The organism is Paracoccus shanxieyensis (assembly GCF_009711265.1).
Classification (GTDB): domain Bacteria; phylum Pseudomonadota; class Alphaproteobacteria; order Rhodobacterales; family Rhodobacteraceae; genus Paracoccus; species Paracoccus shanxieyensis.
In genome coordinates this window covers 196,151-222,299 of record NZ_WMII01000006.1, presented here as the reverse complement: position 1 = coordinate 222,299, position 26,149 = coordinate 196,151, and the positions used below count along the sequence as shown (strand labels likewise).

22 protein-coding genes and 1 pseudogene are annotated in these 26,149 nt (G+C 66.5%); 13 read left to right on the top strand and 10 right to left on the bottom strand.

The genetic code is table 11. The annotated features are described in order from the left end of the window. Positions 1-119: pseudogene (gene purU / locus GL284_RS08560) on the top strand (formyltetrahydrofolate deformylase); the annotation flags it as partial. Positions 120-1,022: 903 nt separating this feature from the next. On the opposite strand, the gene GL284_RS08555 reads toward purU, so the two are convergent. After that, on the bottom strand, positions 1,023-2,237 hold the full coding sequence (locus tag GL284_RS08555; RefSeq protein WP_155044181.1) for a Hint domain-containing protein: 1,215 nt from the start codon (positions 2,235-2,237) through the stop codon (positions 1,023-1,025). A 210-nt stretch (positions 2,238-2,447) separates the two neighbouring features. Then, the gene (gene putA / locus GL284_RS08550) at positions 2,448-5,858 is read right to left on the bottom strand and encodes a bifunctional proline dehydrogenase/L-glutamate gamma-semialdehyde dehydrogenase PutA (protein WP_155044180.1); all 3,411 of its coding nucleotides are present in this window, start codon (positions 5,856-5,858) and stop codon (positions 2,448-2,450) included. Positions 5,859-5,967: 109 nt separating this feature from the next. Here putA and GL284_RS08545 point away from each other — a divergent pair, with 109 nt between their 5' ends. Beyond that, positions 5,968-6,432: an Lrp/AsnC family transcriptional regulator gene (locus GL284_RS08545; RefSeq protein ID WP_155044179.1), complete on the top strand. Its 465-nt coding sequence runs from the start codon at positions 5,968-5,970 to the stop codon at positions 6,430-6,432. Between the two features lie 197 nt (positions 6,433-6,629). Then, positions 6,630-7,586: an aldo/keto reductase gene (locus GL284_RS08540; protein WP_155044178.1), complete on the top strand. Its 957-nt coding sequence runs from the start codon at positions 6,630-6,632 to the stop codon at positions 7,584-7,586. Positions 7,587-7,646: 60 nt separating this feature from the next. Here GL284_RS08540 and GL284_RS08535 read toward each other — a convergent pair whose 3' ends face one another. The 5 genes from GL284_RS08535 to GL284_RS08515 form a co-directional block, all read right to left on the bottom strand. After that, a complete protein-coding gene (locus tag GL284_RS08535) occupies positions 7,647-8,576 on the bottom strand; it encodes an MYG1 family protein (protein WP_155044177.1) in 930 nt (309 codons plus the stop codon). An 85-nt stretch (positions 8,577-8,661) separates the two neighbouring features. Next, complete coding sequence (locus tag GL284_RS08530; protein ID WP_155097796.1) at positions 8,662-8,889, bottom strand: hypothetical protein; 228 nt, start codon at positions 8,887-8,889, stop codon at positions 8,662-8,664. 271 nt (positions 8,890-9,160) lie between these two features. Further along, positions 9,161-11,356: a catalase/peroxidase HPI gene (gene katG / locus GL284_RS08525; protein WP_155044175.1), complete on the bottom strand. Its 2,196-nt coding sequence runs from the start codon at positions 11,354-11,356 to the stop codon at positions 9,161-9,163. Between the two features lie 138 nt (positions 11,357-11,494). Then, positions 11,495-11,983 carry a DUF3016 domain-containing protein gene (locus GL284_RS08520; protein WP_230382988.1) on the bottom strand — a complete coding sequence of 163 codons (489 nt, stop codon included), beginning with the start codon at positions 11,981-11,983 and terminating at the stop codon, positions 11,495-11,497. 104 nt (positions 11,984-12,087) lie between these two features. After that, the gene (locus tag GL284_RS08515; RefSeq protein WP_155044173.1) at positions 12,088-12,720 is read right to left on the bottom strand and encodes a TetR/AcrR family transcriptional regulator; all 633 of its coding nucleotides are present in this window, start codon (positions 12,718-12,720) and stop codon (positions 12,088-12,090) included. Positions 12,721-12,834: 114 nt separating this feature from the next. Here GL284_RS08515 and GL284_RS08510 point away from each other — a divergent pair, with 114 nt between their 5' ends. Both GL284_RS08510 and GL284_RS08505 read left to right on the top strand, forming a co-directional pair. Next, positions 12,835-14,025 (top strand): HlyD family secretion protein, encoded by a 1,191-nt coding sequence (locus GL284_RS08510; protein ID WP_155044172.1) that lies wholly within the window; start codon positions 12,835-12,837, stop codon positions 14,023-14,025. A 4-nt stretch (positions 14,026-14,029) separates the two neighbouring features. Beyond that, positions 14,030-15,613, top strand: a complete 1,584-nt coding sequence (locus GL284_RS08505; protein WP_155044171.1) for a DHA2 family efflux MFS transporter permease subunit — start codon at positions 14,030-14,032, stop codon at positions 15,611-15,613. Here GL284_RS08505 and GL284_RS08500 read toward each other — a convergent pair. Further along, entirely contained in the window at positions 15,610-16,161 is a 552-nt protein-coding gene (locus GL284_RS08500) for a cytochrome b (RefSeq protein WP_155044170.1), read from the bottom strand. The genes GL284_RS08505 and GL284_RS08500 overlap by 4 nt on opposite strands. A 129-nt stretch (positions 16,162-16,290) precedes the next feature. On the opposite strand from GL284_RS08500, the gene GL284_RS08495 reads away from it, so the two are divergent. The 7 genes from GL284_RS08495 (at position 16,291) to GL284_RS08465 (ending at position 23,870) form a co-directional block, all read left to right on the top strand. Then, complete coding sequence (locus GL284_RS08495) at positions 16,291-17,028, top strand: CDP-alcohol phosphatidyltransferase family protein (protein WP_155044169.1); 738 nt, start codon at positions 16,291-16,293, stop codon at positions 17,026-17,028. Beyond that, complete coding sequence (locus GL284_RS08490) at positions 17,025-18,521, top strand: sulfatase-like hydrolase/transferase (RefSeq protein WP_155044168.1); 1,497 nt, start codon at positions 17,025-17,027, stop codon at positions 18,519-18,521. Before GL284_RS08495 ends, GL284_RS08490 begins: the two co-directional genes overlap by 4 nt. Positions 18,522-18,594: 73 nt before the next feature. Next, positions 18,595-19,584 (top strand): ABC transporter substrate-binding protein, encoded by a 990-nt coding sequence (locus tag GL284_RS08485; protein WP_155044167.1) that lies wholly within the window; start codon positions 18,595-18,597, stop codon positions 19,582-19,584. Further along, on the top strand, positions 19,574-20,332 hold the full coding sequence (locus GL284_RS08480) for an ABC transporter ATP-binding protein (protein ID WP_155044166.1): 759 nt from the start codon (positions 19,574-19,576) through the stop codon (positions 20,330-20,332). The genes GL284_RS08485 and GL284_RS08480 overlap by 11 nt, the downstream gene beginning before the upstream one ends. Next, positions 20,329-21,867, top strand: a complete 1,539-nt coding sequence (locus GL284_RS08475) for an ABC transporter permease (protein ID WP_155044165.1) — start codon at positions 20,329-20,331, stop codon at positions 21,865-21,867. The genes GL284_RS08480 and GL284_RS08475 overlap by 4 nt, the downstream gene beginning before the upstream one ends. Continuing rightward, entirely contained in the window at positions 21,864-22,904 is a 1,041-nt protein-coding gene (locus GL284_RS08470; protein WP_155044164.1) for a glycosyltransferase family 4 protein, read from the top strand. Before GL284_RS08475 ends, GL284_RS08470 begins: the two co-directional genes overlap by 4 nt. Before the next feature lie 66 nt (positions 22,905-22,970). Further along, complete coding sequence (locus GL284_RS08465) at positions 22,971-23,870, top strand: LysR family transcriptional regulator (RefSeq protein WP_155044163.1); 900 nt, start codon at positions 22,971-22,973, stop codon at positions 23,868-23,870. A 2-nt stretch (positions 23,871-23,872) separates the two neighbouring features. Here GL284_RS08465 and GL284_RS08460 read toward each other — a convergent pair whose 3' ends face one another. Both GL284_RS08460 and GL284_RS08455 read right to left on the bottom strand, forming a co-directional pair. Then, positions 23,873-24,817, bottom strand: coding sequence for a LysR substrate-binding domain-containing protein (locus GL284_RS08460; RefSeq protein ID WP_155044162.1), 945 nt, complete (start codon positions 24,815-24,817; stop codon positions 23,873-23,875). Continuing rightward, positions 24,817-25,020 (bottom strand): hypothetical protein, encoded by a 204-nt coding sequence (locus tag GL284_RS08455; protein ID WP_155044161.1) that lies wholly within the window; start codon positions 25,018-25,020, stop codon positions 24,817-24,819. Before GL284_RS08455 ends, GL284_RS08460 begins: the two co-directional genes overlap by 1 nt. Here GL284_RS08455 and GL284_RS08450 point away from each other — a divergent pair. Then, entirely contained in the window at positions 25,019-26,107 is a 1,089-nt protein-coding gene (locus GL284_RS08450; protein ID WP_155044160.1) for an ABC transporter ATP-binding protein, read from the top strand. The genes GL284_RS08455 and GL284_RS08450 overlap by 2 nt on opposite strands. Positions 26,108-26,149 lie beyond the last annotated feature (42 nt).

Sequence of the window (26,149 nt, the reverse complement as noted above, 5' to 3'; positions counted from 1 at the left end):
GCCAGGTTCTGGCGCGGGCGATCCACGCCCATATCCACCGCCGCGCCTTCCTGAACGGCAACAAGACCGTGATCTTCCCGGCCTCGCCCGGCAGCTATGCCAGCGAACGCATGGGGTGAGGGGCTGGCCGACGGGATGACGGACGGGCGGACCGCCGCGCGGATGATGCGGGTTGGGGCGGGGGCCGCGTTCGGATGCGGCGGGGCGTTGGTGGTCCTGTGCCGTGCGGGGGAAGCGCGACAGCAAGGCCCCGGGCGGTAAAGGCGCGTTTCCGCCCGACGTTGTGGTCGCGGCGTAGAGAAGCGTGCCAGCAAAGGCGCTGGCGGACAGGGCGCGCCGTGATCGTCGGTGGCCGGACGCATCCGTGTGCCTCGCCAATATGCATGGGACCTGGGCAGGAATGCCGGAGCAACCCGCCAACGAGGCCGCGTTTCCGCCCGCCGCTGTGAAAACGACACACAGATGTCGCTCATGCGCGACATGTGCCGGATCGGCCATGGCCTGATCAGTTGGTCAGACCACCTATCCCCATGCCTTGCACGGGTGGGTTTGGGGGAGCTGTGCCAAGAGCAGCCCCTTGCGTGGCCGGATCGTGTCCCGCGCGGGCGGGGGTGGAAAAAGCGAGGCGACTGGAGCGGCGAAGCAGCGCGCCAGAAAAGCCGCGTTTCCGTCCGCCGCCATGGTATTGACGCACAGATGCCGCTCATGCGCGACATGCACACCAGATCGGCTATGACTACGATAAGTTGGTGGCGCCGCGCATCCCCATGCCTTGCACCGATGGGTTTTGGGGGAGTGGGCCAGAAGCAGCCCCTTGTGTGGCCAGCTCGCATCCCGCCCGCGCGGGTGGGGGCGGCAGCGCCGGAACAGCGCAAAGCTATCGCAAGAGGCCGAGCACACATCGACGCAAAACGCCAAGGCGCATGTGCGCTGCACGCGCAAGCGGCGATTATCAGTGGCGCGAGGCATCAGCGCGCTTTGTCCACGCAGGCGAGGCTGGAGGTAAACGCCAGAGCAGCCCGTCAAGACACCTGTTGCAGCGCCTTGCCGTTCTGCTGGTGACGCCGGATCAGGTGACGCCCCGAACGCCCGCCCGCAAAGACCCGCGCGGAAGGCGGATCCCCCGCCGCCGCCAGATCCGGAAAGATCGCGAGAATCTCCACAAGAGACGCAGGGGGCAGGCTGTCGCGCGTGACCTTGCCCAGATACAGCGTCTCGGCGGCGACGCCGTTGGCCAGAACGATGTCATGGCTGTCCGTCATCAAGTGGACATAGAAGAATGTCCCGGCGGGCAGTTCGCGGGACACGCCCGACAGTTCCAGAAACTCCTTGGCGGCGACCAGAACCTCGTTGGTGCCGAACATGCGCCGCGCGATGGGGCCGCTGACCAGCACGCGATGATGCGGCGACAAAAGCAACCTTTCGCCGGGCAGACCGGGACCAAGCGCGTCTGCCTCGAAGGCGATGGGCCAAAGCTGCGGCATCTGCTGCAAGGCGTCGGCCTCCATCCGGCGCAGACCGACCCAGCGCAGCGTGGCCACGCCGCCGCTTGCGGTGCAGACCTTGTCGCCGACGGTCAGGGTCTCGACCCGGCGCGGGCCGTCGGGCGTGCGGATCATCGCGCCAGAGACAAAGCACAGATTGGCCGCGCCGGGGGTCGGCGGGGTGGCATTGTCAAAAACATCGCCGCCATTCGGAATACGCTGGATGGACTGGCCGGGGATCAGCGGACCGAAATGCTCGCCCTCGCCGATCTGGACCGAGCCGGTCGGAAACGTCGCCAGCCCCGGCACCGGCGCGGGCGCATTCACCGGGTTTTGCGGATCGACCAGAGGCCAGTCGCCATAGCCCGTGACGGTGAATTCCCCCGCGACGGGATCATGCAGGATAATATTGTCACCCAGATTGTTCATCAGCGCCCCCGGCCTGCCGGCGCTGAAGGCCAGATCCGCCTGAGGCAGGCTGCCGCCCGAACCGATATTCGTCACAAGGATCGCAAAGCCGCCCGCAGGCAGCACCGAGCCTTGCGGGAAGGTGAACCAGTTGCCGACGCCGGGATCCCAAAGCTGCAGCCCGGACATGTCGATCGCGCTGTCCGAGATGTTGTGAAACTCGACGAACTCATCCGTGGCTGCGACGGAACCGTTCTGATCCGTGTCATAGCCCCCGCCTCCGGACACGACGGGCTGCGGGTGAATTTCGTTGATGATGAGGCCGCCTCGAAGTGCATCTGCCATGGGTCGCTCCCTGAATTATCTGTGTGCTTATCGTCCTTGAGTTGTCGGAAAAATTCGTTGCAGGCTGCTGGGTCCGGCAATGCTGCGCGCAGATATGATCAAAATCAACAAAATACGGCAAACGCAGCGGGCATCCCATTGCCCGCCGCGCCCAAGATCGCCGCCGTTCTGTTTCGCCGCCACAACTTGCGGCGGATCAGTGGGGCCCGATCAGCCCGCCAGCAGGGCGGCGTTGCCGCCTGCTGCCGTGGTATCGACGCACAGATGCCGCTCATGCGCGACATGCGCCAGATCGGGCATGGCGGTGATCAGTTGCACGATCTGTCCGTCGCGGGCGGCCAGCGTTTCGGCATAGGCGCGGCCCTGCATCTCGTCGCCCCACCACAGCACCGCGGCAATGCCCTCCAGATCGGCCAGCGCCGCCGGATCGACCGCACCATCGGCAGGAACGGCCAGCCCGCCCAGACGCTGCACCGCCGTGACCTGCGCCTGCGTGGCGGCACGGCCGGGACCAAGGCACAGGACCGGGCCACGGCTATGCGCGGACAGGCGGTTCAGCTCACCCGTGGGGCCGGGCATGATCCATTCGTCGATCTTGCGCGGCGTGGTGGCCTGCAGGGCGCGGGTCAGCCCGGCCAGATCGGCATCGCCTTTCCACGCCATCCCGATCGAGGACGGCTGGGACGGCGCAAAGAAGCGCGGCACATAGCGCGGCCCGCCCGCCTTGGGGCCGGTGCCCGACAGACCCTCGCCGCCAAAGGGCTGGCTGCCGACGACCGCGCCGATCTGGTTGCGGTTGACATAGATATTGCCGACATGGATCGCGTCCGAGACCTCCTGCACGCGACTGTCGATGCGGGTATGCAGACCGAAGGTCAGCCCGAATCCGCGCGTGTTGATATCGGCGATGACCTTTTGCAGATCGTCGCCCCGGAAGGTCGCGACATGCAGGACGGGGCCAAAGATCTCGCGCTCCAGATCGGCGATGCCACTGACGCGCAGCATGGTGGGGGCGATGAAACAGCCTTGCGCGGGCGTGGGCAGTTCATGCACCACACGCGCCTTGTTCGCCGCGATATAGGCGGCGATGTCGTCGCGGGCCTTGGTGTCGATGACCGGGCCCACATCGGTGCGCAGATCCCACGGATCGCCGACGACCAGCTCATCCATGGCGCCCTTGATCATCTGGATCAGATGCGGCGCGATGTCTTCCTGCACATAAAGGCAGCGCAGGGCCGAACAGCGCTGCCCGGCCGAGCGGAAGGCGCCATTGACGATATCGCGCACCGCCTGTTCCGGCAGCGCGGTCGAATCGACGATCATCGCGTTCAGCCCGCCGGTTTCGGCAATCAGCGGCGTGCCGGGGGTCAGGTTCTGCGCCATGCTGCGCGCAATCACCTGCGCCGTCGCGGTCGAGCCGGTAAAGACCACTCCGGCGATCCGCGCCTCGGCGCTCAGCGCCGTGCCGACGACGCGCCCCGCGCCGGGCAGGAATTGCAGGCTGGCCAGCGGCACGCCTGCCTGATGCAGCAACTGCACGCCCAGCATGGCGATGATCGGCGTCGCCTCGGCGGGCTTGGCGATGACGGCATTCCCCGCCATCAGCGCGGCGGCAATCTGGCCGGTAAAGATCGCCAGCGGAAAGTTCCACGGGCTGATCGCGCCGATCACGCCACGCGGCGCCTGCGGGCTGGCCTCGCCCTCGGCGGCGTAATAGCGCAGGAAATCCACCGCCTCGCGCAGTTCGGCCACGGCATCGGCCAAGGTCTTGCCCGCCTCACGGGCCAGCAGGTTGAAGATCTGGGCGTGCTGCTGTTCATACAGATCCGCCGCATGGCGCAGAACCGCCGCGCGCTCGGCTGCGGGGGCGGTCCAGATCCGCGCGTCGGCCACGGCGCGGGCGGCGGTGTCGCCATCCACCATCATGACCTGCGCAATGGCCGCGCCCGTGGCCGGGTTCAGCACGTCCTGCATCTGCCCCGAACCCGGCGAGACCGTCAGCGGCTGCGCATCGGGAACCGGTTGCTCCCGCGCCGCCATGATCCCCGCCAGCACCTGTTCGTCCGAGATGTCGAAGCCCATCGAATTGCGCCGCTCATCGCCATAAAGCGCGGCGGGGGCCAGCAGCGAGGCGGGGGGCCGCGCCTCGGCCAGTGCCTCGAACGGGTCGCGGGCGACCTCTTCGGGGGTGATGGATTCATCGACGATCTGGTTCACGAAGCTGCTGTTCGCGCCGTTTTCCAGCAGGCGACGCACCAGATAGGCCAGCAGGTCGCGATGCGCGCCGACCGGGGCATAGATGCGGCAGCGGCCCTTGGTTTCGCGCAGCACGATGTCGTGCAGCCGTTCGCCCATGCCATGCAGGCGCTGGAATTCAAAGCTGATGCCGCCCACCATCTCAAGGATCGAGGCCACGGTCTGCGCGTTATGCGTCGCGAATTGCGGATAGATGCGGTCGGCATAGCCGATCAGCTTGCGCGCATTGGCGACATAGCTGACATCGGTGGCGATCTTGCTGGTGAACAGCGGGAAATCCGGGTGGCCATCGACCTGCGCCCGCTTGATTTCGCTGTCCCAATACGCGCCCTTGACCAGCCGCACCATGATGCGGCGGTCCAGCCGATCCGCCGTCTGATACAGCCAGTCGATGGTCTGACCGGCACGCTTGCCGTAAGCCTGCACCACGACGCCAAAGCCGTCCCAACCCGCCAGCGACGGGTCCGACAGCACCGCCTCGATCACCTTCAGCGACAGAACCAGCCGGTCCTGTTCCTCGGCGTCGATATTCATGCCCATGCCGCCCGCCTTGGCGGCTTGCGCCAGTTTCAGCACGACCGGCACCAGTTCACGCATCACGCGGTCTTCCTGCGCCACCTCATAGCGGGGATGCAGCGCCGAAAGCTTGATCGAGATGCCCGGATTGGCCTCGACGCTGCCCTTGTCGCAAGCCTTCGCGATCGAGGCGATGGCATCGGCATAGGCCCGGTCATAGCGCGCGGCATCCGCGCTGGTCATCGCCGCCTCGCCCAGCATGTCATAGCTATAGGTGAAGCCCTGCTTTTCGCGGGTCCGGGCGCGGTCCAGCGCGGCGTCGATGGTCTGGCCCAGCACGAACTGGCGACCCATTTCCTTCATCGCGCGCCCCACGGCCGAGCGGATCACCGGCTCGCCCAGACGGCGGATCATCTTGCGCAGCGTGCCGGGCTGGTCGTCATCCAGAACCTTGCCCGTCAGCATCAAGGCCCAGGTCGAGGCATTGACCATGCTGGAGGTCGCCTCGCCCAGATGCCTGCCCCAGTCCGAGGGGGCGATCTTGTCCTCGATCAGCGCGTCGATGGTCTGGCGGTCGGGCACGCGCAGCATCGCTTCGGCCAGACACATCAGCGCCACGCCTTCGCGGGTGGACAGCCCGTATTCGGCCAGAAAATGCTCCATCATCGACGGGCGGGCCTCGGCGCGGATGCGGCGCACCAGATCGGCGGCGCGGGCGGCAATCGCCTTGCGCTGGCCCTGATCCAGCCCGGCCTGCGCCACCAAAGCTTGCAGCAGACCCGCCTCATCGGCAAATTTCGCGGCCGTGGAAAACACGGTGGGGCTGACAGTGCTATCGGCAAGGGCCATGGCGATCTCCTGATACGTTTCGGCCGTCATACAGAATTGCAACTAGTCCATGTGCCCAAACATATGCTAAAACCTAGGCCTAAGAAACAATTTCGGGGCATGTTTCAGGATGGAAGCCAAGCTTGACGCGCTGGACCGCAAGATTCTGGCCGAACTGACCCAGAATGCCCGCATTCCCATCGCGGAACTGGCGCGCAAGGTGGGGCTGTCAAAGACCCCGGTATCGCTACGCATCCGCCAGATGGAGGAGATGGGGCTGATCACCGGCTATCGCGCCATGCTGTCGCCGATGAAGCTGGGTCTGACCAATGTCACCTATGTCGAGGTCAGCATGAGCGACACCCGCGAAGCCGCCCTGCAGCAGTTCAACACCGCCGTCCGCGCCATCCCCGAGGTCGAGGAATGTTACATGATTGCGGGGGGTTGCGATTATCTTTTGAAAGTGCGGTCGCGCGACATGACGCATTTCCGCCAGATCCTTGCCGAGCGGCTGTCGGTGCTGCCGCATGTCAGCAACACCTCCAGCCATGTGTCGATGGAGGCGGTGGTGGAACAGAATTTCGCGCCGGGCTAAGCCCGGTGGCATGATCCGGCCGACTGGGGTCACGGCGGAACCTGCCCGCAAAACACCGCGTTGCGTGGGTATGGCCGACACCCGCGCACAAAGCCGAAATCGGGGCAGCCGCAGGCAGTGATCGCGGACCGTTCGCGCCTTGCCAATCCGCGGCCCGTCAGGCCACATTCCCCTTCCCAATACGCAAGGACGACATCATGCAGAAACGCGCGCTTGGTCAGACCGGCTTCGATATTGCGCCGCTGGTCTTTGGCGGCAATGTTTTTGGCTGGACGCTGGATCAGGACAAAAGCTTTCAGGTTCTGGACAGCTTCGTCGATCACGGCTTTGACACCATCGACACCGCCGATTGCTATTCCGCATGGGTTCCCGGCAACAAGGGCGGCGAATCCGAAACGATCATCGGCGCATGGCTGAAGGCCCGCTCCGGCATGCGCGACAAGGTGAAGATCTTTACCAAGGTCGGCTCGGTCACCGGCGCGCCGCATGAGGGCGGCCTGACCGAGGGCTATATCCTGCAAGCCGTCGACCGCTCGCTTGCGCGGCTGGGGGTCGAGGCCATCGACCTTTATTTCGCGCATTGGCCCGACCCGCTGGGCACGCCCTATGCCGAAACGCTGGGCGCGTTCGACAAGCTGAAACAAGCGGGCAAGATCAAGGCCGTCGGCGTTTCCAACGTGGATGCCACGCAGCTTGGCGCATCCATCGAGGCGGCGCGGGACGCGGGTCTGCCCGCCTATCAGGTGCTGCAGCCGGAATATAACCTTTATAAACGCGACGCGTTCGAGGGCCCGCTGCAGGCGCTGTGCATCTCGGAACAGATCGGCGTCGTGACCTATTTCAGCCTCGCCTCGGGGTTTCTGACCGGGAAATATCGCTCGGCCGAGGATTTCGGCAAATCGGCGCGCGGCGGCGGGATCGAGAAATATCTGAACCCACGCGGCATGGCGATCCTGACCACGCTGGATGAGGTGGCGCAAAAGCACGGCGCCAGCCCGGCGGCGGTATCCTTGGCGTGGCTGATGGCACGGCCCGGCGTCACCGCGCCGATTGCCAGCGCGACCAGCATATCGCAGATCGAGACCTTCGCGACAGCCGCCGCCCTGAACCTGAACGAGGACGACATGGCCCGGCTGGATCAGGCCGACGCGTAATTCGCAAAAGGCCGCCCTGCAACGCAAGGCGGCCTTTTTCAATTACTTGCAAGGCGTATCTTATGCCTTTTCGACCATTGCCTCGCGCACGGCCAGATCGGCCATGGCCAGCGCCGCCTCGCGCGTTGCGGCGGCGGCGATGAAGCGGGCATTGTGGCAGAATTTCGCGCCCGGCACGCCGGATGCGGCCTCCAGCTCGGCGCCGGTCAGCCCCGCCCATGCGGCAGGGAGATCGGCGCGCAGCTCAAAGCCTTCATCGCCCTTGCGGATGCCGCCCAGCGTCCAGTCCTTGTCGCGTGGGCTGACGACGAATAGCAGGTGATCGGCCCCGGCCTTGTCGATGGCGGCGCGGAACGGCATCCCCATCGGCAGTTCCAGCACATGGCCCGCGCCCGCCTTGGCAATCGCCTCCAGCGCCATGGCCTCGGCCCGCAGTTTCGCGCCGTAACGGGCGATGCGCGCCTCGACAAAGGCGCGGGCGATGCCAAGCGCTGTGTCAAAGGCCTGCGCCTCGGCCTCGGGGCCGCCGCGGTCGAAGACAGGCTTCAGCGTTTCCAGCAGCACCGGCAGCGTCATCCCGGCCAGCACGCCTGCCGAAGACGGCTCAAGCGCGCCGTTATCGACCAGATCGACCGGCAGCACGAAGCCTTCGTCGAACTTGGCGTGAAGCTGCGGCAAGGCGTCAGACGGCAACCCGAACGAGGCCAGATAATCCAGCCCGAAATGCCGCCAAACCAGCCCAAAGGAACTCAGCGGCTGGCCGTCATCGCGCAGGGGCGCACCGCGCTGGTGATGATCGAAGATCCGCGCATCGGCGTCATAAGCCCCGCCCACGTCATAAATGATGCGGTCCGGCCCCGGTGTGATCCACTCGGCCGCGCGGCTGCGCACAAGACGCGCCTGCGGAAACAGCCGGGTCAGGATGACGCTGGACAGCAGCTCATCGGCGTGAAAACCGCCCGAATGCGTGACCAGATATTCGATGCTCATGCCCTGCCCCTTCCGCGTCGTTGGCCGGGGCGTGATAGCGGGTGACGGCGCGCGGCTCAACCCGACTTGGAAGGTGGCCAGCTTATCAGGCGGCCGCGTGTTCGCCGCCGCGACGGATGGCGGTCATGCGCTGGCCGGTCCATGTCAGGAAAAACTCATCCGCGCCGACCCGCGTGACGTGATAGCCGCGATCCGTCCGCAGGCTTTCCGCGGCATTCCCGGCGCAGGGCTGATCGGAAAAGCGCAGCACATTCAGGATATCGCCGTCATCGGTCATGCAGGCGGTGATCTCTTGCAGGATCCTGGACATCATTTTCCCGATCTCCCTTGTTCGGCGCGTTTTCTGGAAAAGACCCCGCCGCGACAATTGCCCGGCAGCATCGTTATGGAGCAAACTCGTGACAGCACATGACGTTCCCAGCCTTATCAAAAATCATCCCAGCCGGGCTGGCCACAGGCAGGCGCGGAAATCGCGGCGATTCCGTGGTTGCTGCGCAAAACCCTGCACATGGCAACGGCGCCTGCCCAAGGGACAAGCGCCGCGATAATTGACAAGGAGGCCTGCGCCCCTGAGCCGTGCCGGATCAGCGCGCGTCGAAGCGGTCGGCGTTCATCACCTTGGACCATGCGGCCGCGAAATCCTTGACGAATTTCGCCTGCGCATCATCCTGCGCATAGACCTCGGCAATGGCGCGCAACTGCGAGTTCGAGCCGAAGACCAGATCCACGCGCGAGGCGGTATAGCGCGGCGCGCCGGTCTTGCGATCCGAGCCGTCGAACAGGTCCGACGCATCCGACTGCGCCTTCCAGACCGTGTCCATCCGCAGCAGGTTGACGAAGAAATCATTCGTCAGCACGCCGGGCCGGTCGGTCAGGATGCCATGGGCGGACTGGTCGTAATTGGCATCCAGCGCGCGCAGACCGCCGACCAGCACGGTCATCTCGGGCGCGCTCAGACCCAGCAGCTGCGCGCGGTCGATCAGCAGTTCCTCGGCGGGGACCGCGAACTGCTTGCGCTGATAGTTGCGGAACCCGTCGGCCAAGGGCTCCATCACGTCGAAGCTTTCCACATCGGTCTGATCCTGCGTGGCGTCGCCGCGACCCGAGATGAACGGGATCTGCACCGGAACGCCCGCCGCCTCGGCCGCGGCTTCGACCGCCGCATCGCCGCCCAGCACGATCAGATCCGCGATGGACACCGGCTTGCCGAACCCGGCCTGCACGTCTTGCAGAACGCCCAGCACGCGGGCCAGCAGCACGGGCTGGTTCGCCTCCCAGTCCTTCATCGGCGCAAGACGGATCCGCGCACCATTCGCGCCGCCGCGGAAATCCGAACTGCGGAAGGTCGAGGCCGAGGCCCATGCCACCGTCACCAGATCGCGCGCCGGGATCTTGGCCAGAAGGTCCCGCTTCAGTGCCGCCACGTCGTCCGCGTCAAGCTGCGGCCCGGCAGGGATCGGGTCTTGCCACAGCAGATCCTCGGCCGGAACCTCGGGGCCCAGATACAGCACCTTCGGCCCCATGTCGCGATGGGTCAGCTTGAACCACGCCCGCGCGAAGGCATCCGCGAACTGATCGGGGTTTTCATAGAAGCGGCGCGAGATCGGCTCATAGATCGGATCGAAGCGCAGCGACAGATCGGTGGTCAGCATCGACGGCGCGATGCGCTTGCCGGGAATATGCGCGTCGGGCACCGTGCCCTCGCCCGCGCCATCCTTGGGCTTCCACTGCCAGGCGCCCGCGGGGGATTTCGTCAGCTCCCATTCATATTCGAACAGGTTGCGGAAAAAGCCGTTGCTCCATTGCGTCGGCGTCTGGGTCCAGACAACCTCAAGCCCGCTTGAGATCGCGTCGCCGCCGATGCCGCTGCCATGCGTGCTGGCCCAGCCAAAGCCCTGCGCCTCGATCAGCCCGCCTTCGGGGTCGGACCCCACAAGCCCGGCATCGCCCGCGCCATGCGTCTTGCCGAAGGTATGGCCGCCCGCGATCAATGCGACGGTTTCTTCGTCATTCATCGCCATGCGGCCGAAGGTGTCGCGGATGTCGCGGGCGGCGGCCAGCGGATCGGGTTTGCCGTCGGGGCCCTCCGGGTTCACATAGATCAGGCCCATCTGCACGGCGGCCAGCGGGCTTTCCAGTTCACGATCGCCGGAATAGCGGCTTTGCGGCCCGCCCGACAGCGCCAGCCATTCGGTTTCCGAACCCCAATAGATGTCCTCAAGCGGTTCCCAGACATCGGGTCGGCCCCCGGCATAGCCGAAGGTCTTGAAGCCCATGGATTCCAGCGCGACATTGCCGGTCAGGATCAGCAGATCGGCCCAGCTGAGATTGTTGCCGTATTTCTGCTTGATCGGCCACAGCAGGCGGCGGGCCTTGTCCAGATTGACGTTATCGGGCCAAGAGTTCAGCGGCGCGAAGCGTTGCGCCCCGGCCCGCGCGCCACCGCGCCCGTCCGCGGTGCGATAGGTGCCAGCGCTGTGCCAGGCCATGCGGATGAACAGCGGGCCGTAATGGCCCCAGTCGGCGGGCCACCAGTCCTGACTGTCGGTCATCAGCGCGTGCAGATCGGCCTTGACCGCCGCCAGATCCAGCTTCTGGAAGGCCTGCGCATAATCGAAATCCGCGCCCAGCGGGTCGGGCTGGCCACCATGCTGGTGCAGGATCTTCAGGTTCAGCTGGTTCGGCCACCAGTCCCGGTTCGAGCGCGCATCGGTGCGCACGCTGCGGTTCGAGCCGTGCCCGAAGGGGCAGCCGCCTGCTTTCAGATTGTCGCCGTCCATGAGGTTTTCCTTTCGCCTGCTTGCGGCCATTGGCAGGGGGTCGCCTGCCGCCGGTGACGTGGGTCATGAAGAAGCTTAGCCTTGGCGCACGGATAACTGGAAATTCTATTTGCCTATCATCGCCATAACCATTGCTTATCACCCTGCCGCGGCGAATGTCTTGCGAAACCAGTCCCGCAGCAGCAGCTTTTCATGGATCAGCGGCGTGCCGTCGCCGCGCGCGCGGGGATCGGACAGATAGTTCATATCTCCCAGCTTCGCCTGCCCCTGCGCGATCAGACGACCGTCCTCAACAAGCTGATAGCGCAGCACGATCCGGGGCGGCGTGATGTCGCGCAGGATGCGCACATCCTGAAAGCCCGACCGCCACGGCTCATAATCCCCGGCAAGGTCGATCTGGGCGATCTGCAATTCAAGCGTCTGTCCGGGGCGCAGATAGCGGCGGCCCAGCTTTTGCAGGTCGCGGTCCAGTTCCGCCGCCACCTGCCTGCGGTCGCGGTCATGCCGCAGGCCAGCATCGCGCGAAGATGACAGCCCCGCATAATCGACGACGACATCGGCCAGAAGCGGCGGCGCGGACAAGGGCAGCGCCAGAAGCGCCGCAAGACAAACACAGCGCAGCAACATTGCCATCCTCCGTGCAGGGGTGCGATGCCGTCAATATGGGCCGGCACGGCCTGCACGCCAAGCCTTGCACGCAGGATTTCACCCGGCGCTTTCACCCTGCGAAGTCACCTTGGGCGGGATCCGGTCGCAAGCCGTCCGGTCAGGAAGCGGTCGACGCGCTGCGCGACAAAGGCATCCAGCATCTGCGGGGACAGCGGCGGCATCATCAGCAAGGCCCGGCGCTGCAGGCCCGACACGATCAGATCCAGAAATTCGGCGGCCGCCGCGTCGCAATCGTGAATGTCGACATCGCCCTGACGCGCCCGGCGGCCCAGATAATCCGCCAGCGTATGGACCGAGCGCATCGGCCCCGCCTCATAGATCCCACGCGCCAGATCGGGAAACTTCTCGCCCGCGCCGATCATCATGCGCATCGCGGCCAGCACCTCGGGTTGCAGCAGCGCCGCCAGCATCTGCCGGGCAATCGCCATCAGCTCATCGCGGATATCGCCGCTGCCCGAGGCGATGCGGCGCACCGTATCCTGCAAACGGCTGCATTCGCGCAGGACCAGCGCCTCGAACATCGCCTCTTTGCTGTCGAAATAGACGTAAAGCGTGCCTTTGGACACACCCGCCGCGCGGGCCACGTCCTGCATCGAGGCTGCTTCAAAGCCATGTTCCAGAAACATCCGCCTTGCGCCATCCAGGATCTGCTGGCGCTTGGGATTGTCTTCGGTGCTGGCGATTTCCTCGGTCATGACGGTCCTGTCGCATTCAACGGCATGTGTGATGGAATACATTGACCGAACCGTTCGGTCAATGTATGTCTGCGCATGCCCCGACAGGGGGATTCTTCAAAAAGGTTTCATCCAATGGCTTCGCAGGAAGATCAGGTCGCGGCCCCGTCCAAGGGTGGCAAGGCCAAGCGCATTCTGTTGGCTCTGGCCTGTGTGGCGGTCGCGGTTGCCGCCTATGAGGGCTGGCACTGGTACAGTTTCGGCCGGTTCCATGAAGAAACCGACGATGCCTATCTGCAAGCCGATCTGATTACGCTGCAGGCGCGGGATTCGGGCTATATCTCGGAAATTCTGGTCGGGCCGAATGCCGCGGTGCAGTCGGGTCAGATCATCGCCCGCATCGACCCCGAGGATTACCGGCTGGCGCTGGAAAAGGCGCAGAACAGCCTTGCCGCCGCCGAAAGCGCCGAGGCGCAGATTTCCGCGCAGATCACCTCGGGTCAGGCGGCGGTCGAACAGGCCGATGCCGCAATCGCCGCCGCATCCGCCACCAATGACGGTGCGCAAAAGACCTTCCGCCGCGCGCAGGAACTGCGGGCCACGACCGCCGGCACGCAGGCCGCGCTGGATCAGGCCGAAGCCACCGCCAAATCCGCCGAGGCGCAGGTGCAATCGGCCAAGGCCGCGCTGGCACAGGCAAAGGCGGAACTGGCCGTGCTGCACGCCAAGCAGGACAGCGCCCGGCTTGAGATCCGCTCGGCCCAGACCGGCGTGAAGCTTGCCGAACGCGACCTGACCTTCACCGAGATCCGCGCCCCCTTCGCAGGCATCCTGACCGAGCGTCAGGTCGAGGTCGGATCCTATGTCACCACCGGATCGCGCATCGGCACCATGGTTCCCGTCAGCGATGTCTATGTCGAGGCGAATTTCAAGGAAACCCAGATCGCGGGCATCCGCCCCGGTGCGCATGTCCGCGTCACGGTCGATGCCTGGCCCGATCAGGTGCTGAACGGCAAGGTCGAAAGCCTGACCGCAGGCACGGGACAGGTCTTCAGCCTGCTGCCCGCCTCGAACGCGACGGGCAACTTCACCAAGGTCGTGCAGCGCGTGCCCGTGCGCATCACCATCGATCAGGCGGACCGCAACCGCCTGCCCCTGCGCCCCGGCATGTCGGTTCTGGCAGAAATCGACCTGCGCACCGGCGATGACACGCAGCCGCTGGCCCCCGCCAACGCCCCGCCTGCCGACACCCAGCCCGCCGCACCGCAGGCAGAGCCGCGCGACGGGGCGACGGCCTCGACCCAGATGCCGCAAAGCGAGGGCTGATCCCATGGCCGCCGATATCGCGGCGCCCGCAGCCCCCGCATTGGACGAGGACCGGATCGACCCGCGCCGCCTGATCACCTTCCTGCTGATGGTGCTGGGCATGTTCATGGCGATTCTGGATATCCAGATCGTCTCGGCCTCGCTGCCGGAGATTCAGGCCGGGCTGGCGGCATCGGGCGATGAGATCCCGTGGATCCAGACCTCGTATCTGATTGCCGAGGTCATCATGATCCCGCTGTCGGGCTATCTGTCGCGAATGCTGTCGACGCGCTGGCTGTTCACCATATCAGCGGGCGGCTTCACGCTGATGAGCCTGCTGTGCGGCCTGTCGAATTCCATCGGCGAGATGATCGTCTGGCGCGCGCTGCAGGGCTTCATCGGCGGCGCGATGATCCCCACGGTCTTTGCCTGCGCCTTTACCATCTTCCCGCGGTCGAAGATGCATATCGTCTCGCCCATGATCGGGCTGGTGGCGACGCTGGCGCCGACGATCGGGCCGACGCTGGGCGGCTATCTGACCGAATATCTCAGCTGGCACTGGCTGTTCTTCATCAACATCATCCCCGGCATCGTCGTGACCACGGCGGCGTTTTTCCTGATCGACTTCGACAAGCCGGACCTGTCGCTGTTCGACCGCTTCGACTGGTGGGGCTTTCTGGGTCTGGCGCTGTTTCTGGGCGCGATGGAATATGTGCTGGAGGAAGGCGCGGGCGATGACTGGTTCGCCGATCACCTGATCGTCATGATGACGGCGGTGATGGTGGCGGGCGGTTTTCTGTTCTTCTGGCGCGCCTTCACGGCCGAGGAACCCATCGTGCGGCTGGATGCCTTTGCCGACCGCAACTTCGCCATGGGCTCGATCTTTTCCTTCGGGCTGGGGATCGGGCTTTATGGGCTGATCTATATCTTCCCGGTCTATCTGTCGGGGGTGCGCGGCTACAACTCGTTGCAGATCGGCGAGGCGATGATGGTTTCGGGCATCTCGATGTTTCTGACCGCGCCGATCGCGGGGCGGCTGTCGCAGACGGTGGATCCGCGCATCATGATGGGCGTGGGCTTTCTGCTGTTCTCGGGCAGTTGCTGGATGATGACCGGCCTGACCGAGGACTGGGATTACTGGGAGATCTTCATTCCCCAGATCATGCGCGGCGTGTCCCTGATGCTGTGCATGGTGCCGGTGTCGAATATCGCGCTGGGGATGCTGCCGCCGGACAAGGTCAAGAACGCCTCGGGCCTGTTCAACCTGACGCGCAACCTTGGCGGCGCGGTGGGGCTGGCGCTGATCAACACCATCCTGCGCAACCGCGAGGATTTCCACTATGCCCGGATCGCCGAAAGCGTGACCGCGGGCAGCGAACCCGCGATGCAGACGCAATCCATGCTGGAACAGGCCTATTCCGGGCTTGACGACGCGGCCTCGCAGGCGGCGCTGGCGACGATGACGAATATGGCAAAGCTGCAGGCGCTGGTCATGTCGCTGGCCGATATCTTCGTGCTGCTGACGTTCATCTTTGCCGGGCTGGCGCTGCTGCTGACGCTGGTGGCCAAACCCAAGGGCATGGGCGGGGGCGGGGGCGGCGGGCACTAGTCCCGCGCGCGCCATGGTGGCCAGATCCGCCGCCACACCCCATCATGGCGGATCAGCGCATGGTGCAGCGCCGCTGCGACATGCACCGCCAGCACGGCGATCAGCAACATCGCGGCGACGTAATGGAGCGCCTCGGCCCGCGCGGCCAGCGTGGGGGATTTGGCCAGCCACGGGCCAAGGCCCAGACGGTCCAGCAGCTCGATCGGGAACCCCCCGGCGCGCACGCGGATGAATCCGCTCAGCGGCATCACCACCAGCAGCGCGTAAAGCAGCAGATGCGAGGCCCCCGCCGCCGCGCGCTGCCATGCCGGGATCTGCGGCGGCAAGGGCGGGGGCGGATGCATCAGCCGATACAGGATGCGCCACACGATCAGCGGTATCAGCAGAACGCCCATGTTCTTGTGAAACAGGAACAGCCCATCGCCCAGCGATCTTGGCAGCCCGTCCTGCGTCATCACAAGGCCCGCCGGGATCATCAGAACCACGGCCGCTGCAATGCTCCAGTGCAGCAGGCGGGCGGGCGTTCGGTAACCATGGGCCGCAGTCATCGGACTGTAAATCGGGCTGGCGTCATCGGGCTGGCTCCTTTACCGCAGCATAGCCCGGATTGCCGCCGCAGCCCAGCTTTGCCGCCATATCGCGCTTGACGGGTGGCGGGCGTGGCGTAGCATCTGACGATGCAAGATCCCGATCATGGCCCTTTTGCGCAGCGCTCCCGGCAGGTCGTCGGACTGCCCGCGCAGATTGTGGCCTCGGCGCTTGGCGGGCTGGTAGGGATGCAGGTGCTGCGGCTGGGCGGCGTGCCGGGCATGGCCGCGGAATGGGCCGTCGCCAGCGCGGGCTTCGTGGCGCTTTCGGCGCTGATCCTTGGGCAGATGCGGCGCGCCTATCCCCATGCGCGGATCGGCGGCTGCAATGCGGTGACGCTGCTGCGTGCGGCCATCGTCTGCGCGCTGATCGCGCCCTTGCTGGCCGGACATGCCGCAGGCTGGACCGTGGCGGCAGCGGCGCTGGCCGCGCTGGCGCTGGACGGCGTGGATGGCTGGCTGGCGCGCCGCAGCGGCCTTGTGTCGGATTTCGGCGCGCGCTTCGATATGGAGGTCGACGCGGCTTTCGCGCTGGTGCTGGCGCTGCATGTCTGGCTGGGCACCGCGTTGGGGCCGCAGGTGCTGCTGCTGGGGCTGGCCCGCTATGGCTTCGTGGCGGCGGCGGCCTTGCTGCCATGGCTGCGCGCGCCCCTGCCCCAGCGGTTCCGCCGCAAGCTGATCTGCGTGCTGCAGATCGCGGCGCTGATCGGGTTGCAGACCCCCGTCCTGACCGGCGGCGCGGCGATGGTGCTGGCATGGGCCGCCTTGGCCGCCGTCATCTGCAGTTTCGCGGTGGATATCCGCTGGCTGTGGAGACGGCGGGCATGATCCGGTTGCTGCTGGCAGCCCTGCTGATGCAGGCGGCGCTGGCCCTGCCCGACGGTCTGTCGCTGGAACTGCCCGTGCTGTTGGCGGGGCTAAGCCTGGCCGGGCGCTGGCTGCGGCTGCCCGTTCTGGTGCTGCTGGTTGTGCTGGCGGTACAGAAGCTGGCCGATCTGGCGATGATGCACACTCTGGGCCGGCGCTTCGATGTCGTCGTCGATCTGCCGCTGGTCGATGCCGGGCTGCGGCTGATCGCGGGCAGTTTCGGGCGGCTCGCGGCCTTGGCCTGCATCCTTGCCGCGCTGCTGGCGCTGGCGGCGATCATCCTTGCCGCGCGATGGGCCACCGCGCAATGGAGCCGCACCGCACGCCTTGTCCCCAGACTGGGGCTGGCGCTGCTTCTGGCGGCTGTGCTGCTGCCCCTGGCCCAGCCGCGCGCGCTGAACCTGCAATTTGTTGCCGCGCATCTGTCCGGCAGCGCGCAGACCTTGGCCGCGCTGCGCGATCTGCGCGCGCGGGCGGCGCAGGACGCGATGTCGGGGCGATCCGATCTGCTGGCGGGCATCGACCGCGACGTGCTGGTGATCTTTGTCGAAAGCTATGGCCGCGCCAGTTTCGATGTGCCGCTTTATGCCGACCGCCACCTTGCCACGCTGCGCCGCGCGCAGGCAGCGCTGGCGCAGGCGGGGCTGGCGATGCGGTCGGGGTTTCTGACCTCGCCGACGCAGGGCGGGCAAAGCTGGCTGGCCCATGCGACCTTCGCCTCGGGGCTGCGCATCGCGGATCAGGCCGGCCATCGCGCCTTGCTGGCCAGCCCGCGCCGGGGGCTGTTTCACCACGCACAGGCGGCGGGCTTTCGGACGGCCGCCGTCATGCCCGGCATCACCCGCCCTTGGCCCGAGGCGGCGCGCATGGGCTTTGACCGGGTGCTGGCCGCCGCCGATCTGGGCTATTGCGGGCCGCCCTTCAACTGGGTGACGATGCCCGACCAGTTCACACTGGCCGCCGCCGACCGCCTGCTGACGCCGGGCGACCGTCAGCGGCTGTTCGCGCAGATCGTGCTGATTTCGTCGCACGCGCCATGGACGCCGGTGCCGCGCCTGATCGATTGGGCGGATATGGGCTGCGGCACGGTCTTTGCGGATATGGCCACGGCCGGGCCATCCCCGCGCGAGGTCTGGCGCGACAGGCAAATCGTGCGGGAATATTACCGCGATACGCTGGATTACGCGCTGCAAACGGTGGCGGCCTATGCGCTGCGCCATGCCGATGCCGCGCCCCTGCTGATCGTGCTGGGCGATCATCAGGCCGCGCCCGACATCGCGCTGGAGGACCGGCCTCAGGTGCCTTTGCACATCATCGGCCCCGCCGCCTTGGTCGATCAGACCGCCGCTTGGGGCCTGACGCCCGGTCTGATCCCGCCCCGCACCCAGCCCGCCATCCCGATGGAGCGGATGCGCGACCTGATCCTGACCGGCTTTCGGCCACCTCCCGCATGAGATCCGCGGATCGGAACGACTGGCCATGACGGATCGTTTCCCCATTCATGACCCCCCGCGAAAGGACCGCCTCATGACCCATGCCTATCCGACCCGGCGCGGCCTTTTGCTGGGCGCAGGTGCCGCAGTTGGGCTGTCCGCCCTGCCGCGCATGGCACGGGCACAGCAGGCGGTTGGGTTTCAACTGTCATGGCTGCATTCGGTGCAATTCGCGGGCAGCTATATCGCCCAGCAACGCGGCTGGTGGCGCGATGCCGGGTTGCAGGTCGCGCTGATGCAGGGCGGCCCGAACGCCCCGGTCGAGCCGCCGGTGGTCGCGGGCAGCGCGCTGGTCGGCATCTCGGCTGCGGATTACACGGCGGCGGCGGTGGCGCAGGGCGCGCCCTTCAGGATCATCGGCGTGGCGATGCAGAAAAACCCCTTCGTCATCGCCTCGCTGCCCGGAAATCCGATACGCACGCCCAAGGATCTGGCGGGCAAACGCATCGGCATGGCGATTGCCAATACCCCTGTGCTGCAGGCGCTGGCGGCGCTGAACGATGTGGATTTCAGCGCCATCCAGATCGTGCCGACGCAATATTCCGCCCAGCCCCTGATCGCCGGCGAGGTCGATGGCCTGTTGTGCTGGGAAACCGATCTGCCCGTCGCAATGACGATACAGGGCATCGAGTCGGTCACCATGCTGATGGCCGATCACGGATATGCCGTGCAGTCCCAGACCTATATCGCGACCGAAGACAGCATCGCCAACCGCCGCGATGCGCTGGTCGCGCTGATGGCGGGCGAATTGCGTGGCTGGGACGATTGCCGCGCCGATCCCGACGCCGCCGCGCAGATGACGGTGCAGATGTTCCCCGATGCCGGGCTGGATCTGGACACGCAGCAACTGCAACTGCGCCGGCAATTGCCGCTGATGTTTTCCGAGGACACCGACCGGCATGGCTTCGGCTGGTTCAGCGATGACAGCATTCAGGCCAATATCCGCACCCTTGCCCTGCTGGACCGCAAGGTGACGGCGGATCTGTGGGACCGCTCGATTCTGGATGCGGTTCATGCAGGATGATGCGGGCGTCACCTGCACGGCGCTTGGCAAGACCTATCCGGGCGGCGTGGCGGCGGTCCAGAGTGTCACGTTGCAGTTTGCGGCCGGGCAGACCACCGCGCTGGTCGGGCCGTCGGGCTGCGGCAAGTCGACCCTGCTGCGGCTGATCGCGGGGCTTGAGCGGCCCGACAGCGGCACGGTGCGCATCGCCGGGCTGACGCCCGCGCAGGCCCGCAGACAGGGCGTGATCTCGGTGGCGTTTCAGGATCCCTCGCTGCTGCCATGGCTGGACGCTGCGCGCAATGTGGCGCTGGCACGTAAGCTGGCGCGGCAGCCCCCCGATCCGCAGCGCGTGGCGCAACTGCTGGATCTGGTCGGGCTGCAGGGCTTTGCCGCCACACGCCCCGCGGCCATGTCGGGCGGGATGCGCCAGCGCACCGCCATCGCCCGCGCGCTGGTCACCGCGCCGCAGCTTTTGCTGCTGGATGAGCCCTTTGGCGCGGTCGATGAGCTGACGCGTCGACAGCTTGCGCGCGATCTGCCATCGCTGTGGCAGGGGGCGACGACTGTGCTGGTGACGCATTCCGTGGATGAGGCCGTGCTGCTCGCGCATCGCATCATCGTGCTGTCCGCCCGCCCGGCCCGCATCGTGGCCGATATCGCCGTGCCCTTGTCCCATCCCCGCAGCCCCGACCTGACCGAGACCCCGGCCTTTCGCCAGATCGCCGCCCACACCCGCGCGGCCCTTGCGCTGCCGCAGCCGACATGAGCCTGTGGCGGAACGCGCTGATCCTTCTGGCGCTGCTGGCCGCATGGCAGGCTTTGGCACTGCTGACGCAATCGCTGTTTCTGATCGCAGGCCCGGCGCAGATTGCGCTGTGGGCCGCACGGAATGCCGCGCTGCTGGCCCGCGCGCTGGTCGCGACCGGCGGCAATGCGCTGGCCGGTTTCATGCTGGGCAACCTTGCCGCGATGGCGCTGGCCGGCGTGGCGATGCTGCTGCCCCGGCTGGGCGGGGTGATTTCGGCTCTGGCGCTGGTGGTGTTCTGCCTGCCGCTGGTGGCGACCGGGCCGATCCTGCGGGTCTTGATGGGGCCGGGCAATGGCCCGCAGATCGCTCTGGCGGCGCTTGCGGTCTATTACACCACGCTGATCCCGCTGCTGGCGGGGTTGCGGGCCGCGCCCGCCGGATGGTTCGACCTGATCCATGTCCAAGGCCGCGGCAGATGGGCCGAGCTGCGCCATATCCGCCTGCGGGCCAGCCTGCCCTATCTGGCGACGGGATTGCAGATTGCAGCCCCCGCCGCGTTTCTGGGCGCGATGATCGGCGAATTCACCGGGGCCGAGCGCGGGTTGGGCGTGCTGACCATCCGCTTTACCCGCGCGCTGGATCTGCCCGCGCTATGGGCGGTGGCGGTGCTGGCCGCAGGGGTCTCGATGCTGGCCTATGCACTGATCGGCTGGGCTGCACGGAAGGGCGCCGGCCCCCCGCCCGAGGCGATCCTTGCGCCGCCCCTGCCACAGCGCCGGACAAGCGGCGTGGCGGCGACGCTGGTTGCGGGGGCCGTGATCTTGCTGGGCTGGTGGGCGTCGATGTGGCTGGCGGGGCTCAGCCCGTTTTTCGCAAAACGCCCGCTGGACGTGCTGGCCGCGCTGATCTGGGCACCGGATGCGCCGCAGACGCGGCGGGTGCTGGCGCAGGCCATGGGGCAGACCGCGATCTTTCTGCTGCCGGGATATGTGGCGGGGCTGGCACTTGGCGCGGGGCTGGCGATCCTGCTTGTGGCATGGCCCCGGCTGTCGGCGGTGCTGACACCGCTGGCCATTGCCTTGCGCGCCATTCCCATCGTCACCACCGCACCGCTGATCGTGCTGGCCTTGGGACGAGGCGCTGCCGGGACGATCACGCTGGTCGCGGTAATGGTGTTCTTTCCCAGCTTCGTCGCCTGTCAGCACGGGTTGCGTCAGGCGCCGGGCCAGATCCTTGATCTGTTCCGCGTCCATGCCGCCTCGGGCTGGCAGCAGATCCTGCGCGTCCGCATCCCTGCCATGCTGCCCGCGCTGTTCGCCGCGGCCCGCATGGCGGTTCCCGCAGCGGTTCTGGCCGTGACCGTGGTGGAATGGCTGGCGACGGGCGGCGGTATCGGCGGGCTGATGGCGCTTTCGGCTTCCGTTTCGGATTACGACATGCTGTGGTCGGCGGTGGTGCTGGTCACGCTGATCTCGGCCATGGGCCATGCCGCCATCGCCGCTGCCGAACGGCGGATCCTGTCAATCTATGCTCCGGAGCAGATGCGTCCATGACCCCCTGCGCCTTCGCCATTCCGGGCGACATCGCCACCCTGACCGGCGGCTTCATCTATGAACGCCGCCTGTTGCAGGGGTTGCGCCAACTGGGCCACGACACGCGCCACCTGCAATTGCCCGCAGGCTTTCCCGACCCCTCGCCCGCCGAGATGCAGGCGGCCATCGCCGCGCTTGCGGCCGAGGACCGCCCGCTGATCGTCGACGGGCTGGTCTTCGGCGCGATCGACACGCAGGGGCTGGCCCGCATCCGGGCGCCGCTGATCGCGATGATCCATCACCCATTGGCCAAGGAAAGCGGCCTGTCCGCCGCCCGCCGCGACCACCTGTTCCGGACCGAGCGCGACAATCTGCGCCTTGCCCGCCATGTTCTGGTCCCCAGCCCGCATACCCGGCAGATCCTGACGCAGGATTATGGCGTCCCGCCCGAACGCATCACCATTGCCCGACCCGGCACCGAACCCGCGCGGCTGTCCCCCGCGCCGATATCTCCGCCGCTGATCCTTGCCGTGGGCATCCTGCATCCGCGCAAGGGCCATGACGTGCTGATCGACGCGCTGTCGCAGCTTGGCGATCTGGACTGGCAGGCCAGAATCGTCGGCAGGGCGTGGGACGCCGATCATCCCGGCGAACTGGCCGCGCAGATCGCCGCAAGCCCGGTCGCCCATCGCATCGAACTGGCCGGAGAGATCAAGCCCGCCCCGCTGGAAACGCTGTATGCTCAGGCTTCGATCTTTGCGCTGGCGACGCGCTATGAAGGCCATGGCATCGTCTTCGACGAGGCGCTGGCCCAGGGCCTGCCCATCGTCAGCTGCGCGGCGGGGGCGGTGCCCGACACGGTGCCGCCCGTGGCCGGGCTGCTGGTCCCGCCGGGCGACGCCCCGGCCTTCGCCACAGCGCTGCGCCGGTTGCTGAGCGATCCCGCGCTGCGCGGCAGGATGGCGCGCGACGCCCTTGCCATCGGCAAGGCGCTGCCCAGCTGGGACGATACCGCGCGCACTGCCAGCCGCGTGATCGACATGATCGGCGCGCGCTGACCACCATTCGGCGCAGCACATCCGCAGCCTTGCGATGCGGGGCCTGATTTCATAAAATGAAACCAAATGCGGATCGGTTCTGAAAATCTGAACGTCAATCTGCGCCATGTCCATGCCGCGCATGCGATCTGGCGGCTGGGGACGTTTGCGCGCGCCGCGACAGAACTTGGCGTGGTGCCCTCGGCACTTAGCGAGACGATCCGCCAGATCGAAGAGGTCATCGGCGCGCCGATCTTTGATCGCAGCCAGCGCCCGCCCGCGCCCACGCCGCTGGGGCTGGACTTCCTGCACGACACCGCGCCCCTGCTGGAGGGGTTTCGTCTGGCCATCGGTCGCGCGCGCGCCGGGGCGGGGCTTGAAACCGGCACGCTGGCGGTGGGCGCCGCGCCCTCGGCCATCGGCGGGCTGGTCGGACCGGCGCTGGCCCGTTTCCGCGCCCGCCATCCCGGCATCCGCTGCCGCCTGCATGACGACATTGCCGAGCCCCTGGCCCGCATGGTCGTGGACGGCGCGCTGGATCTGGCCATCGCCGGCCGCGCGCGCCAAAGCCCGGATATCCGACACACTCTGCTGACGCGGGACCGCTTTGGCCTTGCCTGCAACGCGGATCACCCGCTGGCGGCGGCGGGTCAGGTGCGGCTGGACCAGATCGACCCCGCGCAGATCATTGCGCTGAACGACAGCACCGGCACCCGCCAATTGCTGGAGCTTTCGGGCAAGGTGCCGCACGATCTGATCGCCGGTCCGCTGCTGGCGGATTCCACCATCGCCCAGCTTGCGATGATCCGGGCCGGGCTGGGGGTGGGGCTTCTGCCGGAAAACGCGGTGAACCTGTTTGGCGACCCGCGCATCCGCTTCGTGGCGCTGGCGGATCTGGATCTGTGGCGCTCGACCTATCTGATGGAGCCTGCGCGGCGGGCACAATCGCATATCGCCCGCGCTTTCGTGGCCGAGTTGCAGCCCTAACGTTACCCCTCCGGCCCCAGCAGGGGCGGGATGCCCAATTCGGGAAACATCCGGCTGACCTCGCGGTAGTCGTTCTGCAATTCGGCGATGATCCAGTCGCGGACCTGACCGGCCACCGGACGCGGCGTCCTGCCCGAGGACTGCACGAAACAGCATTGCCGCGAGGTCAGCTGGCAGCGCGGGCGCGCAGGCACCAGATCGCCATGACGGATCCAGTGTCCCACCACCGACAACCAGCCCCATGCGATGCCCTGCCCCAGCAGCGCCGCCTGCACGACGATGGCATAATCGGCAAAGATCAACGGGTTGGCCCCCGCCAGATCATGCCCCGCAAGCAGGTTCTGCGGGGCATGCGGCTCGCCCTCGGACAGTTTGATCAGCGTCTCGCCCTCGGCGCCGTCGCTGCGCGAGGCGCCATAGGACGGGCTGGAAATCGGGATCAGCACCTCGGGCATGATGGAAAACACCCCCTCGCGCGTTTCGCTGGCGCGCAGGAAGCGCATGCCGAAATCCACGTCATCGACAGGACCGCTCAGCGGTCCCATGACCAGTTGAAAGCGCAGATCCACGCTGGGAAAATCCGCCTTGAACCGGGCCATGCGCGGCATCAGCCAATGCGTCGTGAACGCGGTCGAGACCGAGATCGTCACCGTATCGACGCCCTTGCTGCGATCCTCGATCTCGGCCACGGCGGACTCGATCTGGGTGATGGCGCGGCTGGTCGCGTCATGCAGCAACCGGCCATCCTCGCTGAGAACCACGCCCGCGCCGCTGCGCCGGAACAGCGCCGTGCCCAGATGATCCTCAAGCCGGCGCATCATGCGGCTGACGGCGGCGGGCGTCACGTTCAGCTCTTCCGAGGCGCGCGACAGATTGCCCAGCCGTCCCGCCGCCTCGAAGGCGAACAGGGCGTTCATCGACGGGATCTGGCGGCGCAGCGGTCTCATTACATGATGTAACAATCATCTCGATTTTTTTTCAATTGCCCGCCCGTCATTTTTTCGACACGCTGCAAACAACAGGCAAAGAATGCCGGAATTGACCAACAGGAAAAACACGCGATCAGCCAAGGCACATCACGCTGCCGCAGGATGTCTTTACATTTTTGCGCAAGGATGCCGCTGCCCTGACCGCCAGAGAGGTAACCCATGCCCGCGTCCCTGCGGCCGCAGAAAGTCGGCGTCAAGATCAGCAATGCCGTCAAGCGCTATGGCACATTCGCCGCGTTGAACGATGTCAGCCTTGATGTCGCGCCGGGTGAATTCCTGTCGATCCTTGGGCCCTCGGGTTCGGGCAAGACCACGCTGCTGGGGCTGCTGGGCGGGTTCGTGCAACCCACCTCGGGCAGCATCCATCTGGGCGACACCGACATCACCCATATGCCGCCGCACAAGCGCGACATCGGCATCGTCTTTCAGAACTACGCGCTGTTTCCGCATATGACGGTCGGCGAAAACATCACCTTTCCGCTGCGCGCCCGCCGGATGCCCAAGGATCAGTGGCTCGCCAAGCTGCAGGCCGCGCTGGAGATGGTGGAACTGTCGGGCTATGCCGACCGCGCCATCTCGGCGCTGTCGGGCGGGCAGCGCCAGCGGGTCGCATTGGCCCGCGCGATGATCTTCGAGCCGCGGCTGATCCTGATGGACGAACCGCTGTCCGCGCTGGACAAGCAATTGCGCGAAACCATGCAGCTGGAACTGAAACAGCTGCATGCCAAGCTGGGCGCGACGATCATCTATGTCACCCATGACCAGCGCGAGGCGCTGACCATGTCCGACCGCATCGCCGTGATGAAAAACGGCCGTCTGGTTCAGGTGGACAGCCCCCGCGATCTGCATGACCGCCCCTGCGACAGCTTCGTCGCCAGCTTCATCGGCGAGGCGATGCTGCTGCCCGTCACCCGCGACGGTGCGGGGCTGTCCTTGGGCGGGCGGGCGCTGCATTCGGCCCATCCGCTGCCCGCAGGCGATCAGCTTTTCCTGACCGTGCATTCCGAAAAGCTGGCTTTTGCCGATGCGCAGACCGCACCCGAGGCCAATCTGCTGCCGGGGCGTGTGGAAAGCTGCCTGTATCAGGGCGAAAGCGTGCGGATCTTCGTCACGCTGGAGGGCGGCCAATCGGTCAGCCTGCGCCTGCCCTCGAACCATTCCGGCTGGCAGATGATGCCCGAACGCGGCCAGTCGGTCACCCTTGCGCTGCATCCGCAGGACACGATCGTCGTGCCGAAGGCGGCCTGAAATCCCCACTGAAACGCCCAAATCTGATGAAGGAACGGCAAC